This is a genomic window from Methylophaga sp. UBA4204 (genome assembly GCF_002379485.1).
Lineage (GTDB): Bacteria > Pseudomonadota > Gammaproteobacteria > Nitrosococcales > Methylophagaceae > Methylophaga.
In genome coordinates this window covers 1-16,827 of the sequence record NZ_DFTU01000036.1, presented here as the reverse complement: position 1 = coordinate 16,827, position 16,827 = coordinate 1, and the positions used below count along the sequence as shown (strand labels likewise).

Sequence of the window (16,827 nt, the reverse complement as noted above, 5' to 3'; positions counted from 1 at the left end):
TTGTATCGAGAACAGCCTGTCCGGCAGCAGCGGCAACCGGATTCCCCCCAAAGGTATTAAAGTAACCGACATCAGCACAAAAACAATCAAGATATTCTGATCTAGTGGCAACCGCCGCCATTGGAAAACCATTACCCATCGGCTTTCCCATCGTCACAATATCCGGTGTTACCCCGTGGAATTCAAAGCCCCAGAAGGTCTCACCTAATCTGGCAAAGCCAGGCTGCACTTCATCGGCGATAAATACGCCACCAGCGTTATGCACCACATCCACAGCTTTTTTTAAAAAACCTCTGGGCTCGGTATAGATACCGTCTGATGAAAAAATGGTATCGACTAATAAAGCCGCGACTCTATATCCTCGTTCCCATAAAAGCTCAATGGATTCAGTGACTTTTGCAGCAAAGCCGGCTTCAATATCGTCACCATATACCTCAACAGATGGGGCCGGTATTGCCACAACATGATCCGGCAACTTACCCTGTTTGATAATTGACGGTGACACCTCGGTGACCAAACTGGTATTACCGTGATAGGCATCTTCAGTGACAATAAAACCTTCACCACCTGAAGCCTGTTTTGCCAGACGCATCGCCAGATCATTGGCCTCACTGCCCGAGCAGGTCATTACAATATTGGTAATAGAGTCAGGCAAAGTGGCCTTTAACGATTCAAGATAATCATCCACTACCGAAATCAGGTAGCGGGTATGCACATTTAGCGTAGCAATTTGCTTTGAGACCGCCTCAACCACCCTGGGATGACAATGACCCAGACATGGCACATTATTGTAAAAATCGAGGTAATTTTTGCCATCAGAAGCCTGCATCCAGGCTCCCTGAGCCGAAACCATTTCAATAGGCTCCTGGTAAAACAACACCGATGCCGCACCCAGATTATTCAAACGCCGCGTCACATTTTGCTGATGTTTGCCCTGATTGGCTTCAAAGGCATTCATATCCAGAATACGTTTTTCAGTTAATCCATTACGATCTTCAGTCTGTTGCTGCAGATATTTTTTTGCCAGTTCAATGGTGCCGAAGGTGAATTGTTCATAACCGGCTTCAGCAGCTGTTTCTGTTTCAGGGTGACTTGCCACCCAGGCGGTCAGCAACAATCTCCGAAACATCACAAAGGTTGAAATCATCGCTTCATCTTCGGCAGATAACGGCGCTATCGATTTATAACCACGTACCCAGGCACGTTCCAACTCTGGCAATAAAGGTGAGGTTTCCAGAAAAGAAACGGCTGAAGCATAATCATAAATAAACCAGCTAAACCCGCAATCATCAAAATCAATCACACTTAGCTGTTTATCATCGACCAGCAAATTCGCTAATCGTAGATCGGCGTGCACCAGACCAAAGCGATCCGGGCTTTCACCATAGTGCTGTAATTTTGCTTCCAGCACTTCGCATAACTGTTCTAATACCGCTTGCCCTTCTTTGTTTAGCCCCGGTGCATCACGCCAGTCTCCCCATAAAGGATTTGCACCAAAAGCACTGTCAAAATTCCATTTTTTACGGGTAAAACCTTCCGGTAAAGACCATTGTCTTGCATGTTGATGCAATCTGGCCGAGGTTGCCCCCAATATCTCGAAACCCTCGATCAGTGATTCATCTTCATTCGGCTGTGTACCGGGCATAAACTCGAAAGCCACCACATAACGTTCCACTCCATCATCACTGAATGAAGCCACCATTGAACCATCACGACGGGTTAACGGTTCTGGGGTATTAAGCAATGCTTGCTCGCGTAGCGATTGAATCCAGCGTAATTCGGAAAGAATTTCATTTTTGGAATGATATTCAGGGCGATGTACACGAATAATAAAACGTTGATTGTTTTTTTCATCGGTCACCATAAAGGTGGCATTTTCAGAAACCGTCAGCAGCGAGATATTAGCAGTTTCATTGATATTCCAATGCCCCAGTAATTTTTCGACCTCCCCAGACAATTGCTGCAGATAATCGTTGTTATATAAACCGGTCATAACTCAAACCCAGATAAACAGTGGTGAAATTATTTATAACGCCAAAATGTCCGACTTGCAATATTTTTGTTGCAAAGAAAAAGATTTATGCTAAAAATACCTTTAATTGATTCAATCAACTTCTGGAGGTATTACATGCTCACATCCATTCAAGACAAGACGGTTATTGTTACTGGTGGCTCAAAAGGGATTGGTAAAGGGATTGCCAGTGTATTTGCTAAGCAGGGAGCCAACGTGATGATTGCCGCCCGTGGCGAGAGCGCAGCAAAAGAGGCCGTCGAAGAAATCAAAGCTGCGGGTGGCAGCGCTGAATATTATTTATGTGATGTCTCAAACTGGGATCAGGTTCAGGCACTGGTTGAACACACAGCAAACACGTTTGGACTTGTCGATATTCTCTGCGCCAATGCCGGCACCTTCCCGCAAAAGAAAATTGTCGACCTCTCCCCCGAAGAGTGGGATGACATCATGTCGACCAATCTGAAAAGCACCTTTCTGTGTGTCAAAGCCTGTATCTCACACTTTGAAAAACTGGGTAAAGGTCGCGTTGTGGTCACCTCATCGATAACAGGCCCCATTACCGGTTACCCGGGTTGGGCACATTATGGCGCGACCAAAGCGGGTCAACTAGGCTTTATGAAAACTGCAGCAATGGAACTGGCCCGTTACAACACCACCATTAATGCCGTTATGCCCGGCAATATTGTTACTGAAGGTTTAGCCAGTCTGGGAGAAGATTATCTCAACAGCATGGCTGCAGCGATTCCATTAAAACGACTCGGTGCCGTAGAAGATATCGCCAATGCTGCATTGTTTTTTGCTTCAGATGAAGCGGCCTATATCACTGGCCAGCAAATGGTAGTGGATGGTGGACAAACCTTACCGGAGTGTGTCGAAGCTGTAGACGAAATATAGTATTCCTAAAGCAAAATGCAATGTCTGTGGAAAAGCTGGACGTGCATTTTACAAACGTCAGAACAAATGGTTATTTCTTAAAAGCAGAGGATTTATTGCTCAGTCACTTGTCACTGAATTGAGCAATAATCTCTGCTTCGGTGAAGTTTCTGGTCTTTTCGGCAAACGAGTAATAACTGGGTTTATTATCAATAAAAACTTGTTCAGCCAATTGCCATTTTTCCTTTTCATCAAACAATCCTACTGGAATGGCATAAAAACCACCTTGCTTGAAGCGGTAAAACAGGTGTGTGCCACATTGCTGACAAAAGCCCCGCTCGGCCCAATCGGATGAACTGTAAACACCGATATCCCTGTCACTTTCAAAATGCACATCGTCTTCACATTCAACCACTAAAAATGGTCCGCCACCCCACTTCCGACACATATCACAATGACAGGCCCCAACATGATTACTTTTTGGTTTTGCACTGATTTTTACAGAACCGCAAAGGCAACTGCCGCTATTTTCAGGTAAGGGATCCATGGTTTTCTCCTAGCAAATCTATTTTGATAATCAAGTGAATTACTATTTTTATCGGAAATTGCCTGAACTCAGATCCAGGCTACACTTGATGGGTTACAGTAAAAACTTTATTGGACACATTTTTAAAGCTCAAACCAAGTGGGTTGAATTTTGATTTTTTCGAAGCGTTTGTAGCAGAAGTAGATAATTATCCCGCCGGTCCAGCCATTTAAACCATTGACGAGAGAGTTCCTGATCCTGCCAGCCGGATAGAGCAATTATTGATTCGCGAGCATTCGCAAAAACCTTTGTAATAGCTCTGCTCTGTTTTCCAGATGATAAAGTAACTTCTACCAACTCATGGTCGATGACCCATCGAGCAAAATCCGGCAGGTGGCTTCGAAAAACCTGCAAATCGTGAAAATCACCCAATATTTCTTGTACCTCTTTGCACCAGCTTACCAGCTCTTTTGAGTTTTTAACGCTACTACTGAAGGGTTCGAGCAGATAGCGTAAATATTTGATTTCAATTCGCGCGAGGTGAGCGTCCCCCATCCCCGTATGTAAAAGTTGATCAATCAACTTAATACGCTGCTCCACGGTTTTTTCAAGCCATTGCTCTAAACCGACACTGATTTTTTGTTTGGGTTGTGGTGCAAGTGACTGCTTAGTAGAAAAAATCAGTTGCGTTGACTGTTGTTTATAAGCCTGTTTGCCATATTCAATCAGGTTATCGAGGGCGGACACCCCTCCAATCTGATTTTTTGCCAAAGCTAACCAACTAAGCATCACTTCATGATCTCGTAAGGGGTTACTCGCCTTTGCCAGGGCCTTGAGCTGTTTATTAGCTTTTTGATTGGTTTTAACTTCATCGCGTGTCAGTTTTACCCACACCCGTAATCGTCGCAGATCAACACGCATATTATGTAATGCATCCAGATCATTTTCTGCCGTTTTAAAATGCATCCAGGAAGCAAGAAACGCCGCTTCTTTTTCCAGAATCAGCTCTGCCAGCACCTTTCCCGCTGGTTTTAGCAAGACATTATCGCTATCGACTATCGATTCATTTTTTATTTTCTTGCGTTTTTTACTCATACAAAATCAGCAGTGGTCGCCATATAAGCTCAACAAATCTAGTCCAATTATATGTCTGTTTAATCTAATTATTCGTGAAAATAAATACGGTTTGAACCGGATTTTTTGGCTTTATACATGGCATGGTCGGCGGCTTCCAGCATAGCAATCGAAGAAATCGTCGTATCAGTAAATGTTGAGATCCCTATGCTGGCAGAAATCTGAACGGGCATTTGCACAAGACTAAACGGCACAGCAATCGCGTCAATTATCGATTGCGCCACCAGCTCAATATCTTTTTGCTGCTGAGCACCGGTGAGAATGACGGTAAATTCATCTCCACCCAGCCGGGCCACGGTATCTTCCTCTCGGACACATTTAATCAGCCGCTCTGCAACAAGCTCTAATACGCGGTCTCCCGCTTCGTGACCAAGTGTGTCGTTTACCTCTTTAAAGCCATCAAGATCCATAAACAGTACAGCTAAGGGAATTTTGCTACGCTTTGCATGTTTGACCTCTTGTTCCAGACGATCCAGAAAAAGACGTCGATTGGGCAACCCGGTTAGTAAGTCATGATGAGCGTTGTGCCATATTTTTTCTTCAGCCAGCGCTTGTTCGGTGATATCCCGGGCAATGCATACAGTGGCTTCAGTATTTTGTTGTTCATCCAGTACGGGTGCCAGAAGATACTCAAATCTTTCACCATGACCAGAGCTAAACCTATGCACAAACTTTCCACGATAGGTTGACTGATCCGCTATCACCTTTTCCAAATTGTGCTGAAAATCAGATGCAAACGGAAACCCAAGATCAAAAGTAGATTTGCCAATGATCTCCTTTGGTGCCAACGCGAAAAGATCCGCGGTGGCTTTGTTTGCATAGATAAATTTGCCTCCGAGATCGAGCACATAAATCGGATCAGGCGATGCTAACAGAATGGCACCAAATAATCGGGTTTCCATCTCTTTTGCAGTAGCATAATGTTCGAGGGACTCAGCAACGGCCTGGTCAATCGCTTCATGAAACCGGGTGAGATCTTCGAGATCATGGTTTTGAGTAGTTTTATATGCTTTAGTCCACTGTGAAACCACACTGGCCCGAAGCGCCCTGAACTCTGAAACCGTCTCCATCACGCTGAAACCGCTGATATGGCGGTCACCACCATGCACTTCTGCCCAAGATTCTCCTTCATCTTCAGGTTCATGCCCTTTCGATTTGGCAGTCTGTTCTGTTTCGCTCTGTGGGGTATCAAGATCGTCTGCAATCGCCAACAGCATATCTCTGGCATGATCACGCAGCCCAGATTTGCTCATATGTTTGCCACTCAGCAGTGTTTTGGCAAACGCTTCCCAATCCTGCAGAATCGGCTCTATTTCTGCTCGGATAAAATCAGCTAATCGCATTATTCATCTGCATATTTGGGCTCACGTTCGGGTAGGAAAATAGGGAGGAAGATGCCAACAATTTACTTCGGGCAATAAAAGGAGTTTCTCACATTTTGTGCCATAGCATCCGATATTTACAGTTTGAATCCGACGCATTCCTGTAAATAACTAACCGAAATAATGGGCTTAGCGCTTGTTAAAGAGTCCTCAAGGCATTCTATGCTGTCAAAGGCTGAGCTACCAAACCATTAGAAACGATAAGAAACACCCACTGAAAGAATCTGGGTTTTAAGTTCGACAGAGCTTTTCAAGTCATTCGCAAGCGTCGGAAAAGCTGGATTGGTGACCAATGCTGTTGTATCAGCTTTTCCATAATCCGCGTAGAGATACTCTCCTCGAATTGTCCAACTTTCGCTAAGAGCATATTCCCCACCCAGACCGATAACCCATCCTAGTTTGGTTTCATTATCTGAATCACGACCAAAAGCGCCTGTCCCGGACAAGTCATCAGAAAATGTTGCATCCATTCTGATTTTAGTCGCTGCTACACCACCGGTAAGGTAGGCAAGCCAGCGTTTCTCGGCCCAACCTACACGAGCACGAAGTGATGCTTGCCAGTCAGCCTTCACGGAGATTTTATTGTTATAGGTCGCTATTGGAGCCGACTCATAAATGCCGCCTGATGAAGAGGAGTCATCAAAGCTTAAACTGTTCACGCCAGCCTCCACCCCGAGATATAAACGATCAAATTGCTGACCATAGCCCCCGAACAAACCCGCACTTAGCTCGGATTGCGAAGCACTTTTATCAGCCGCTTCGGCAATTTGCTCAGGATCGGGCGTCGTAAAATAAGACCCCGGAAAACCATCAGAAGTTGAAGCATCAAATGAGGCACGACTATGAGCCGCCCCAAGACTTACACCTATATATGTTCCAGACCAATCATAGTCCTGTGGCTGAGCATGTGCGGCAGTAATTGTACCTAAGGCCACCATAAGGCCAACAGCGGCAAGCGAATAATTAGAGCGATTCTTCAACACTTTTGAATTTCCTTATAGCGTAAAGCTAAACGTTTTAATGTTTATGTTGTTTTCTGATTATATAAAAACAATTTAATAAATAGGCTGTTTTTATTTTCAACCTTACTAAAACCGTCTTTTATTGTCGACGATACCACCGCCAACCAATAGTGAATATAAGCAATGTCCACAAGCTTGCCACCACATCATCAAGCACTATCCCCACGCCTCCAGGTATGGATTCAGCCGCCCGAGCCGGTGGTGGCTTGGTCCAGTCAACAATGCGGTTAGTCATAAAAATACCGGCCAGCATTACTGGATGTTGATGAACGGGAAGACCAATAGTTGCCAGTGGAAAGGTAAGCAGTTCATCCGCTACGATAACTGAAGCATCTTTGCTAGCAAAAAATCTTTCACCATGTTCACTTATTGGAATAGCGACAAGAATCAGCAAAGCGATGACCACCAACTGTTTTATGGTGCTAAGTCGACTAATCAATAAACTGAGTATAACGCCCCCAAGAGCACCTGCTGTACCGGGAATAAACGGCACACACCCCAGCCCCAAACCAATGGAAAGCATCACCATAGCGTCTTCAGTGCTGGCACCGCACAAGGTTTGATTGGATAAAGCTAAATACCAACCAATGCTAGCTACAGCAATACACAATAGGACCAGCCAAATAATCGCTTTTTTGCCAAGCCGTCGATTCATTCCTCACCCAAAAGACGTGTAGTGTTAACTTCAGATTACAACAATCTATCCCTTTAACGTTTGTGGGATAGCTAGTTTCTCTCATTCAGAACGCCCCAATGCACAACTAATATCCCTATTAAATTCCAGCGAGCAAACCATTCCCCAACCGGAGGTGAAGCATGGAAAGTAGAGATGTCCTGACGACGATGCTGGTAACGGCCTGCCGTTATCACCGCTAATTTCAAAGGCCCGGGCAAATTCAATGTCCTTAAGAAACCCGTCTTCTCTTTTCTGTTTTAACGTAAATGTGAGTTTAAATTAAGTTGGCTGATCGCCTGTTTCAGATGGCTCATTCTGCGAGCTTGTATATCTGCTCAGTACTGTAACAGTCACAATTATCAGTCCCATACCGAAAAACTGTAGTGCCGATAAGTTTTCATCTAAAACCACTATCCCGAATAGAGATGCTGTTACCGGTTCGACCATAGCCACAATAGCGACCAATGTTGGCGCGGTGTATTTCAGTCCGACGATATAGAGAATGAATGAGATCCCTGCGCCAAGCACTCCCAACAGCACAAACAGAAACCAATTTGGTGAGCTCAATACTGACACTGTCTGTTCAATATCTACAAACCCGATTAGTATACTGACCAGAACCCCAAAGGCTATAAACAGAATCGCCTGCGGGCTACCGTGTGGAACTGCATATTTGAAACCAAAAATGAATATCGCATAGGAAAGGCCGGAGAGCAGGCCGGCTCCAGCGGCGACAGGTGTGACATCATCGGTATCAATATCATATAGCCCCGTTAGTAACATCACCCCCATAATGACCATTGCCATGGCGCACCATTTAAATAAAGAAGCTCTTTCAAGTTTGAATGCAAAAGAAATTAGAAAAACGAACACAGGTGCGCAATACATCAGCGTTACAGCAACCGCAACGCTTCCCTCGGCAATACTCCTGAAATAAAAAGCGAAGTTACCAGCGACGCCCACCCCAGCAATAACCGACCAAAACCATAATCGCCAATTTGCCAATCCGCTGTTGTTCGGACGTAATATCAGCCATAAGAAAACGAACAGAAGTCCTATAATACCTCGATAGAAAGACACCACTAACGAGCTCCAGCCTTCTGCCGTGAGGATGCCACCTATCCCACCTGCAAGTCCCCAACACATTGCCGCCAGCACCACAAATAACGTGCCCGGACTTACATGTTTGTTGGATGACATTAGCGATTTGTGCAACATTCTAAATAGCCTTTAGAGAGTTGTTCAGGTGATCTGCAGGTCAGTTACATTCCTCTTCCCGGAGCGTAAGCACCTCGTAACCATTCGAAGTAACCGCAATGGTGTGTTCCCATTGTGCAGATAACTTTTTATCACTGGTTACCACGGTCCATCCATCTTTCTTTTGTTTCACCTTGGCCTTTCCCTGATTGATCATCGGCTCGATGGTGAAGGTCATTCCTTCCTGTAAAACCAGTCCTTTTTTTGGCTGGCCAAAATGTAAAACTGCAGGTTCTTCGTGCATTTCTCGACCAATGCCGTGACCACAGTATTCACGAACCACAGAATACCCATGTTTCTCAGCATAATGTTGAATCGCGTAACCGATATCGCCCAGAGTGGCACCTGGCTTCACGGCTCGAATCCCTTGCCACATCGCTTCGTAGGTTTTATCGACTAAACGTTTTGCCAGTGGTGTGACTTCACCGATCAGATACATTTTGCTGGAATCAGCGATATAGCCACCTTTCTCCAGCGTGATATCCACATTGATGATATCACCCGACTTCAGTTTCTGATTGTCTGCAGGAACACCATGACAAACCACATGATTGACTGAGGTATTGAGCACATACTGGTAACCATATTGCCCTTTACTTGCAGGGTGGGCACCCAGTTGATCAACAATATATCGTTCAGCCAAATTGTTGATATCCATCGTGGATATGCCAACTGTTACATACTTATCAAGATAGCTGAAAACGGATGCGAGCAGTCTGCCGGCTTCACGCATCACCTGCAATTCGTCCGTGGTTTTGAGTGTTACCCTAGCCACCGACAATTTTCTTTATTTCAACGTCGGCATGTTTCATCTGGGCACTGATAATTTCCGAAAAAGACATACTCGGGTTGGCCTCGGCCAGCATACCTATTTTTATCCAATACTCAGCCTGAGCATTGATCGAACGAACCATAACCGAGCTGGACTTTCGAATTTCCTCATGCAAATCATCATTTATTTTCACAATACCCATAACAGATCCTAATATACGAAACGTATACAGATCATATATTCTGACTATTAATGTAGCAACCACGAAATTGAAGGGGTTTCTAAAATAAGGATCGCCTTTGAATGGTCAATCTTTGGCAGGATCGAACCATTACTCAATAATCTGAAGCTGATGCATATCAGCATTCGACAGCACAAAAGACGAGCTTTTATTTTCAGCATCGTAGGCTGCTTTAATCATCGCCGCTGCCACGCATTTTGTTGAAATTGGACGCACAGCTTTGGGAATAAATGAGGATATGGGGGCGAGCAAACTTTCACCCAGTTTCTCGGCAAAACGACCATCATCCGGTCGGCCTAACAGTAGTGAAGGACGGGCAAAAAACACACTAGGTAAACCCAGTAATTTAATATCCCGCTCAACCTCACCTTTGACATGATTATAAAAACTAGCAGAATCCACATTGGCCCCATGTGCAGTGACAACACCGAGTCTGCAAACATCAGCAGATTTACATGCTCGTGCAAACGCGATCACCAAATCATGATCAATATGACGAAAGGCCGCCTTACTACCCGCCTGTTTTTGCGTTGTTCCCAATGCAATAAAAGCAACAGATTTTGGCGGAATCAGGGGAGTTACCTGTTGTTCCAACTGTTCAAAGTCCACAACCTGATTGTTTATTTTTGAAGCAATCGCATCGGGAAAATCTCTCAATATGTCTAATTCGCGACGCGAAATCAAAATGATATTAACGACATCTTCTCGTCGGCTTAATTGATTGACTAACTGCTTACCCACAGCGCCTGTCGCCCCTAAAACAATTGCAGTTGCATGCTTCATCATCTATCCCCACAGATTTTGGTATGACTGACTACGATAGCTATCAAATCTGCTGTTACTGAACTTTTCAAGAACGTCTTAAGGCTACTCTTTCATTCACTATTCTTGCCTTTATCGATGGCCTCCTCAGCTTCTTGTTCATCATCCGCATCAGACTGGGGCTCTTCGTTTTCAATGGACGCATCAGGATCGTAATCGAGCACAACAAATAGGGGAAAGTGATCAGATCCGATATCGGGAAGACGTCGTAGCTCAACGAGAAGGAAATGTTCTGAGGCGAAAGCATGATCCAGTGGATAGCGTAACAGGCGACTTCTGGTATCAAAAGTATTCATTAAGCCACGCCCTACACGCGGATCGAGTAAACCACCCGTTCGCTGAAAAAGATGTGTGGTATGTGACCAAGCCACATCATTAAAATCGCCAGCCACGATGACCGGAACCTCTCCTAACTCTTTAACCTCTTTGGCAACCAACATCAATTCGGCATCCCGCATATCGGAGTCTGCGCGTTCATCTCCATCCGCTTCAGCCTCCTCTTCTTCAGAAAGATCAAGACCAGGAGGTCGTGGATGCACACCATAAAGGGTTACAAGTTTTCCCGATGGAAGCCGAACCTGGGTGCGAATTGATGGAATTTCTGACTCAATTAAAAAGCGGATCTCTGGATTCACCAGCTCTTGTCGGGAGAAAAGCAACATACCGTAATGATTATCTTGCGGCTGGAATAATGTAAAAGGATAGTCGTCTTCCAGACCCTCCAGTTGTTCTAACCACCATTTGGTCGTTTCGCTTAATAAAATTATATCGGGATCGTTATCACGTATCAGTTTCAGCAGCGCTTTCACTTCACGATTATCGTAACGCACGTTATAAATCAGTAACGATATCCGATTGGAATCATTATCCTGTCGGCTTTCAGACATTTCCTTGGGATAAAACGCGGTGTATGGAGCAATGGCTATAAGCTGCCAGATCAATGACAGGACGACCATCGCAGCAAGCGCATATTCCCATATCCGCATCCGACGCCAAAAACTCAGAGCCACATAGGCGGCTAAAGCCAAACCCATCAATACGGAAATTTGTACGCGAGGAAAATCGAATATTCGTATCCACCATTGATCGGTATGTATTAAAGGAATTGCGGTACTACAAACCAACGCTAACGAAAACAAGGCTAGCGCAATGCGGCAAATGCGATTCAGTACTCTTTCTGAAGGTTTTATTGTCATGATAAGAACTGAGTATGTGGCAATAAGATAAGTGGTATCAAGTAAATAAACTTTTAATATTTATATTCAGTTTTCGTCTCAATATTATTTCCGACGGAAATAATATTGAACGTCTGGGCAGATTGAGAGAGCTGCTCATTTATCGGTTAACTTTCTGAGTTATCATTTACCACTACTCTGTTTCTACCGGACTCTTTGGCGCTATACAACATGCGATCAACGCTTTGAAGCAAGCTGGTTTGGGTTTGGTTAACTCGAAACTCTGTAACGCCAATACTGCATGTCAGAGAGATATCGACGCCATCATCCTGGCAAAAACGATGCTGTTCAATGGCGGCCCTGATACGTTCTGCAAGCTGACTGGCTTCTTCAGTACCGGTTTCGGGAAGTAACAAAAGAAACTCTTCCCCACCATAGCGGCCCAGAAAGTCACTGGTTCTGCAGGTATCAGACAAAATATTGGCCACTTCTATTAAAACGGCATCGCCAGAAAGGTGACCAAATTTATCATTCACGTCTTTAAAGTGATCCATGTCGACCATTAATAAACTTAAGTGGTGATGGTAACGCTCTGCCCGATCAATTTCTGCTGTCAAATTGTCTATAAGCCCACGACGATTCATCACACCCGTGAGCGGATCCGTTGTCGTTAAGCGTTCAAGCTCTTTGGTACGTTCTAACACTCGTCGTTCGAGTAACTGGTTGGATTCCAATAACTCTCGTTGAGCTTGCTGTAAGGCTGCATTTTTATTTCGAAATTCATCATTGCTTGGAATAGCCAAGGCTTTTGGTATTAATCGCCAAATCATAACTGCGGTCAGGATAGAGACTAAACCTGTTGCAAACTTAGCAAGCCCCTCAATGTAATAAAAACCCTGCCAGATATTTATTAAACCAGTGAGATGGGTAACACCACACAGAAAAATAAAGGCGGCAAACATAATAAATATCCAGTTAAAAGCGAGATCAGTTCTTTTTTTAACTAAATAGACAAGGGCAATAGGAATAACAAAATAAGCAATAGAGGTTAATAGATCACCACTGACGTGAAGGAACAGGAGATCCGGTAGCCATTGCAAACAATGGCCATGGGGCATAAAGCTGCCATTAAACAATTTATCGACTGTATCCATCCAAATCTCCGATTACAAAGCACTTTGAGCTATTAATAGCAAAATGAGGAACAACAGTTAATCAACAGAACAGAATGAATTTCATAACAAACTAGTATTAAATAAAAATTTATGACACCAGAGCATACTAGCTCTCAAAATGGAATAAAGCACGTGGCAACTGGAGACAAACCTTTTAATCCATAAATAATCTGTGCTTTTTGCTTAAATTTTCAATTGACTCCGCCCCTTTTACTTTTTTTAGCCCTAGGACAGAATTTTGTAAACCGTATCTTTGATCTGGCTCAATGTAAGTTTATTTCCAAGCCATATACTAAATATCCAGTAAACAGGAAGTTAACTGTCATACATATTCCATCTTTATGAGGTATGAAGTCATGAAAAAGTTAATTTTAATTCTATCCCTGATGACCTTAACAGCTTTCTCGACAACTAACTTTGCCGGTGGGCAAGGGCAAGGTGACGGTAAAGGCAAAAAGCAGCAAGAACAGATGCAGCAATATGGCGGCGAAGGTGAACAAACACGTGAACGCAAGCGGGAACACGATCCGGAAGACATGGATCGGCAACGTACAATGGAACAAGAACCGAAGCAGCAAGGCAAAGGTTCGGAGCAGGGCCAGAAATCACAAGAAGAGCATCGGAGAAGGTGGTGGAAATTCTGGGGAAATGACGAATAGATTCGACACCTACCCGGTAACTCCTACATTGCAGTTTTAAAACAAAAGCAGTCGTTTGCTGAAACGAACGACTGCTTTCCTGAGGTTTTCGGCCAAAGGCTGCATCAAGATACCAGCTACTGAAGCTTGGTTTTTCACAGGATTAAACTCAATCCATTTTCTGGTCGAATTTATTCAACGATCGCTCAATAATTCAACTTGATCGTCAAATCCAGTTTTTGGCCATCGTAAGTAAAACTGGCAGCCTCAAATGAAGGCGCACTCATTGAGGCTTTTGCATCGTTTGAAAAACCGTAGCCTTCTTTGGGCACCCCCAGCCAGTTAGTACGAAGCTCGCCGTCCATATTTTCATCATGAATAACAGCCAAGGCATACGTTCCAGGCGGAATATCTAAAAAGTCACAACGTGCCTTTGTATCCCGAATTTTTATCATCATAATATTGGTTGCATAGCGCAGAAACTCAGTAGGGAAACCATTTGGCGCCTCGAAAAGCGCGCACGCGACAGCTCCTTTGCTATTTCTGATATCGAGAATCTTCACATGAATTCCAGGACATGGAGTTTGAGCAAAAGCAACGGTGGGAAGGTACGAAAATATCAGCAGCGCACACCAAATTAAACCTCGGAGGTCCATATGGATCTGCGTCAACAAATATTTGATCGATGAAAGAGAAACGGTCTTACGATTAGTTGATTCATTCATAATCTTCCTCACAGTTTTGATCTGCGTAGATTAATCGAATCTGACTGCCATCAAAGGCCTAACGGCTTACTGAGTGGCAGGCACCGTATATCGTCCGTGAAGTTTGTTATAGGTTAATCCTGAGTTTAAACAATTATCCTCTGCTTAGAAAAGCAGCTATTTTGTAATGGAGAGCCCAACTTACCGTCAAACCCTAAAAAGTCATAGCGACCTACCCTCGCAGGCAGGTCGCTATGCATATGAAATTAGACGTAGAAGTCCAACTCCTCCTGCGCTTTTAGCAAATCGCGCATTTTGATGGGATCATCACCAAAGAAGAAGATCAGGCCCCAATGCGTACCAAAAGCCGCCCGGTCAGGAACGGTTTCTTCTGCCGGTGCCACCAGTTCATGTGACTCAAAATAAGGATGCTCAATGGTTTCTTTGGGCATTTCCAGCTTGCTGACCACACGACGGCGTGGGTAGACGCCGAAGCAGCCAGCGTACCCCTTGGCATCGACCACTTCTTTGGGGAAGAATGCAGCCACTTCCTGTTTGGTGCTTTTCGGATCGAATACCAGCATCGAAGCCTGATAAGCATTGAATCCGTAGGCTCTCTCGATCAGCTCAAAAGCTTTAAAGCCGGGCGGACGATAGGCAACTTCGCCAAAGTACATTTCGCCATCAGCCGTAACGAAGTACTCAGGGTGAATCAGGCCAAACTGGATGTCGAAGGTTTTGATCAGCAATTCGATCTGTTTGGTGATCGCATTCCGCCAGCTTTCAAGTTCCGCGGTAGCCGGTACAAATACAGAGTAACCCAAGGTGACATATTCAGAAATGTTGAGGAATTGGATTTTGCCATCGTGGATCCAGGCCTCAACCGCAAACTCCCAGCCATCCAAGTGACTTTCCATCAGCAACGGGTACTCTTCGGCCGGAATGTTATCGATTTCATCTATCGTGCGGATCATTCGGTGACCGAGGCAACCGGCCTTGTCGAATGCCTTAACGTGAATCGGATCATCCGGATCACCATCAAGTTTGAGCAGCGTCTGATTAACGCGTTTCATAAAGCGAACAATATCTTCTTTCTCATGCGCTTCTTCGAAAATCCCCACGCGAATACCACCAAGCTGAGCACGACGCTTCATCAACGCCTTGTCACGGAACAGAATAGACTGACCGTACATGCGCGGATTATTCAGCAGAACAGAATTGATGGCACCGGACCACTCAACGGTTTCCTCGAATAACGGTATAGCTACATCGACTCCTTCCGCCTTCAGTTTTTCGGCAATTTCCAGGGACCTATCATTGAGACGGATAAAATCCCATGAGATGAAAGGTATGTTGTTAGCGGTACAAAAATCTGCAGCCCATTCAGGCGCAACAACGATATAGCGGCGGTCAAACTGCTGCGCAGCTTTTATTGCATTGACACTCCAGCCAAGCAGTGCGATGTAGCCTTTGTTCGGATCTTTGGGGGTTTCTGTTCCGCGAACGGAGTCCATATTGGGATCGCGCCAGGATAATACTTCTTCAGATAATTCAGTTTCACTGGTAATCGACATAGAACATTCTCCTGTTGAGCCTCCTCAGAGAAGCCTTACTGGAAAAAGCACACAAAATGAACTGAGCTTGTCAGTATTGTTTAGAGGAGATTGAATAAATCATTGATAGGGAGGCTTTATCAGCTTCCTAATTTCAGAATTGAGCTAGTCGGCTTCATTACAACTGACCACTAACTGTCAGTTCAAACATAACACAAAAAGACAAAAGGGTTTGGTGGTATCCCTGCCATTCGTGACAAAAAAGCAGCAGATCAGCGCCCCTGAGCCCCGCGTCGCAACCAGTCGTGTACGAATGCAAGCTTGCGCCGGCCAGTTTCCGATAGAACAAAGGGATAGACGTCTGATAACCCCATTGAGCGGTTAATGTGATTGACGCGTGTCGCGAGGGCGGTAGCAACGTTGATTAGCAAAACAGAGTCAGGCTCTGAATAGGGATCCCAGCTATGGTGAGGCAGTTCTGGAGAACTTAGGCCAGTTGCCACAAAACTGTCGGTAATATCTGTCAGATGTAACAAATGTGCCGTCGTTTCAGCCCAGTCTTCGTGAGGATGCGCCGAGGCGTAGCTGGTCAGGTAAAACAGCTCCCAGTCTTGTGGTGCACCTTGCTGGTAATGTCGCTGAAGTGCCGCTGTGTAGTCCTCTCGCTCATCACCAAACATCACCCGAAACGCCTGCAGAAAGTCTTCACGCAGGCTCAGTCGCCACCAAAGCATGTGTGCAATTTCATGGCGCATGTGGCCGATCATCGTTCGGTAAGGCTCGTCCAGGGCTTCTCTGCGGGTAACCCGCACTACTGGATCGGCCTCGGATACGCTAATGGGTACGACGCCATTGCCCTGCCC

Annotated in this window: 17 protein-coding genes; 2 read left to right on the top strand and 15 right to left on the bottom strand. The window is 44.9% G+C overall.

Translation table 11 applies throughout. The features are described 5' to 3' along the window. The coding region (locus B3182_RS04720; protein WP_292751742.1) for an aminotransferase class III-fold pyridoxal phosphate-dependent enzyme at positions 1-1,993 on the bottom strand (1,993 nt) is incomplete at its 3' end. A 135-nt stretch (positions 1,994-2,128) separates the two neighbouring features. Between B3182_RS04720 and fabG the strand changes: the two genes are divergently transcribed. Next, the gene (fabG, locus tag B3182_RS04715; protein ID WP_292353526.1) at positions 2,129-2,908 is read left to right on the top strand and encodes a 3-oxoacyl-ACP reductase FabG; all 780 of its coding nucleotides are present in this window, start codon (positions 2,129-2,131) and stop codon (positions 2,906-2,908) included. A gap of 103 nt (positions 2,909-3,011) precedes the next feature. On the opposite strand, the gene B3182_RS04710 is transcribed toward fabG, so the two are convergent. The 11 genes from B3182_RS04710 to B3182_RS04660 form a co-directional block, all read right to left on the bottom strand. Then, on the bottom strand, positions 3,012-3,434 hold the full coding sequence (locus B3182_RS04710) for a GFA family protein (protein ID WP_292353525.1): 423 nt from the start codon (positions 3,432-3,434) through the stop codon (positions 3,012-3,014). 129 nt (positions 3,435-3,563) lie between these two features. Beyond that, the gene (locus tag B3182_RS04705; protein WP_292353524.1) at positions 3,564-4,508 is read right to left on the bottom strand and encodes a CHAD domain-containing protein; all 945 of its coding nucleotides are present in this window, start codon (positions 4,506-4,508) and stop codon (positions 3,564-3,566) included. A 68-nt stretch (positions 4,509-4,576) separates the two neighbouring features. Then, the gene (locus B3182_RS04700; RefSeq protein WP_292353523.1) at positions 4,577-5,890 is read right to left on the bottom strand and encodes a diguanylate cyclase domain-containing protein; all 1,314 of its coding nucleotides are present in this window, start codon (positions 5,888-5,890) and stop codon (positions 4,577-4,579) included. Between the two features lie 230 nt (positions 5,891-6,120). Further along, the gene (locus B3182_RS04695; protein WP_292353522.1) at positions 6,121-6,912 is read right to left on the bottom strand and encodes an outer membrane protein; all 792 of its coding nucleotides are present in this window, start codon (positions 6,910-6,912) and stop codon (positions 6,121-6,123) included. Positions 6,913-7,030: 118 nt separating this feature from the next. Next, positions 7,031-7,606, bottom strand: a complete 576-nt coding sequence (locus tag B3182_RS04690) for a phosphatidylglycerophosphatase A family protein (RefSeq protein ID WP_292353521.1) — start codon at positions 7,604-7,606, stop codon at positions 7,031-7,033. Between the two features lie 300 nt (positions 7,607-7,906). Beyond that, entirely contained in the window at positions 7,907-8,827 is a 921-nt protein-coding gene (locus B3182_RS04685; protein WP_292751823.1) for a DMT family transporter, read from the bottom strand. Between the two features lie 58 nt (positions 8,828-8,885). Then, positions 8,886-9,659 carry a type I methionyl aminopeptidase gene (map, locus tag B3182_RS04680; RefSeq protein WP_292353518.1) on the bottom strand — a complete coding sequence of 258 codons (774 nt, stop codon included), beginning with the start codon at positions 9,657-9,659 and terminating at the stop codon, positions 8,886-8,888. Beyond that, the gene (locus tag B3182_RS04675) at positions 9,652-9,858 is read right to left on the bottom strand and encodes a ParD-like family protein (RefSeq protein WP_292353517.1); all 207 of its coding nucleotides are present in this window, start codon (positions 9,856-9,858) and stop codon (positions 9,652-9,654) included. The genes map and B3182_RS04675 overlap by 8 nt, the downstream gene beginning before the upstream one ends. Before the next feature lie 129 nt (positions 9,859-9,987). Further along, on the bottom strand, positions 9,988-10,683 hold the full coding sequence (locus B3182_RS04670; RefSeq protein WP_292400353.1) for an NAD(P)H-binding protein: 696 nt from the start codon (positions 10,681-10,683) through the stop codon (positions 9,988-9,990). A gap of 89 nt (positions 10,684-10,772) precedes the next feature. Further along, positions 10,773-11,915, bottom strand: a complete 1,143-nt coding sequence (locus tag B3182_RS04665; RefSeq protein WP_292353515.1) for an endonuclease/exonuclease/phosphatase family protein — start codon at positions 11,913-11,915, stop codon at positions 10,773-10,775. Positions 11,916-12,061: 146 nt separating this feature from the next. Continuing rightward, positions 12,062-13,048, bottom strand: a complete 987-nt coding sequence (locus B3182_RS04660; protein ID WP_292353514.1) for a GGDEF domain-containing protein — start codon at positions 13,046-13,048, stop codon at positions 12,062-12,064. A 377-nt stretch (positions 13,049-13,425) separates the two neighbouring features. Between B3182_RS04660 and B3182_RS04655 the strand changes: the two genes are divergently transcribed. Continuing rightward, the gene (locus tag B3182_RS04655) at positions 13,426-13,728 is read left to right on the top strand and encodes a hypothetical protein (protein WP_292353513.1); all 303 of its coding nucleotides are present in this window, start codon (positions 13,426-13,428) and stop codon (positions 13,726-13,728) included. 185 nt (positions 13,729-13,913) lie between these two features. On the opposite strand, the gene B3182_RS04650 is transcribed toward B3182_RS04655, so the two are convergent. The 3 genes from B3182_RS04650 to B3182_RS04640 form a co-directional block, all read right to left on the bottom strand. Then, a complete protein-coding gene (locus B3182_RS04650) occupies positions 13,914-14,432 on the bottom strand; it encodes a DUF2141 domain-containing protein (RefSeq protein ID WP_292353512.1) in 519 nt (172 codons plus the stop codon). A 245-nt stretch (positions 14,433-14,677) separates the two neighbouring features. After that, positions 14,678-15,925, bottom strand: a complete 1,248-nt coding sequence (locus tag B3182_RS04645; protein WP_349676184.1) for a carboxylate--amine ligase — start codon at positions 15,923-15,925, stop codon at positions 14,678-14,680. A gap of 311 nt (positions 15,926-16,236) precedes the next feature. Then, the coding region (locus B3182_RS04640; RefSeq protein WP_292751739.1) for a putative zinc-binding metallopeptidase at positions 16,237-16,827 on the bottom strand (591 nt) is incomplete at its 5' end.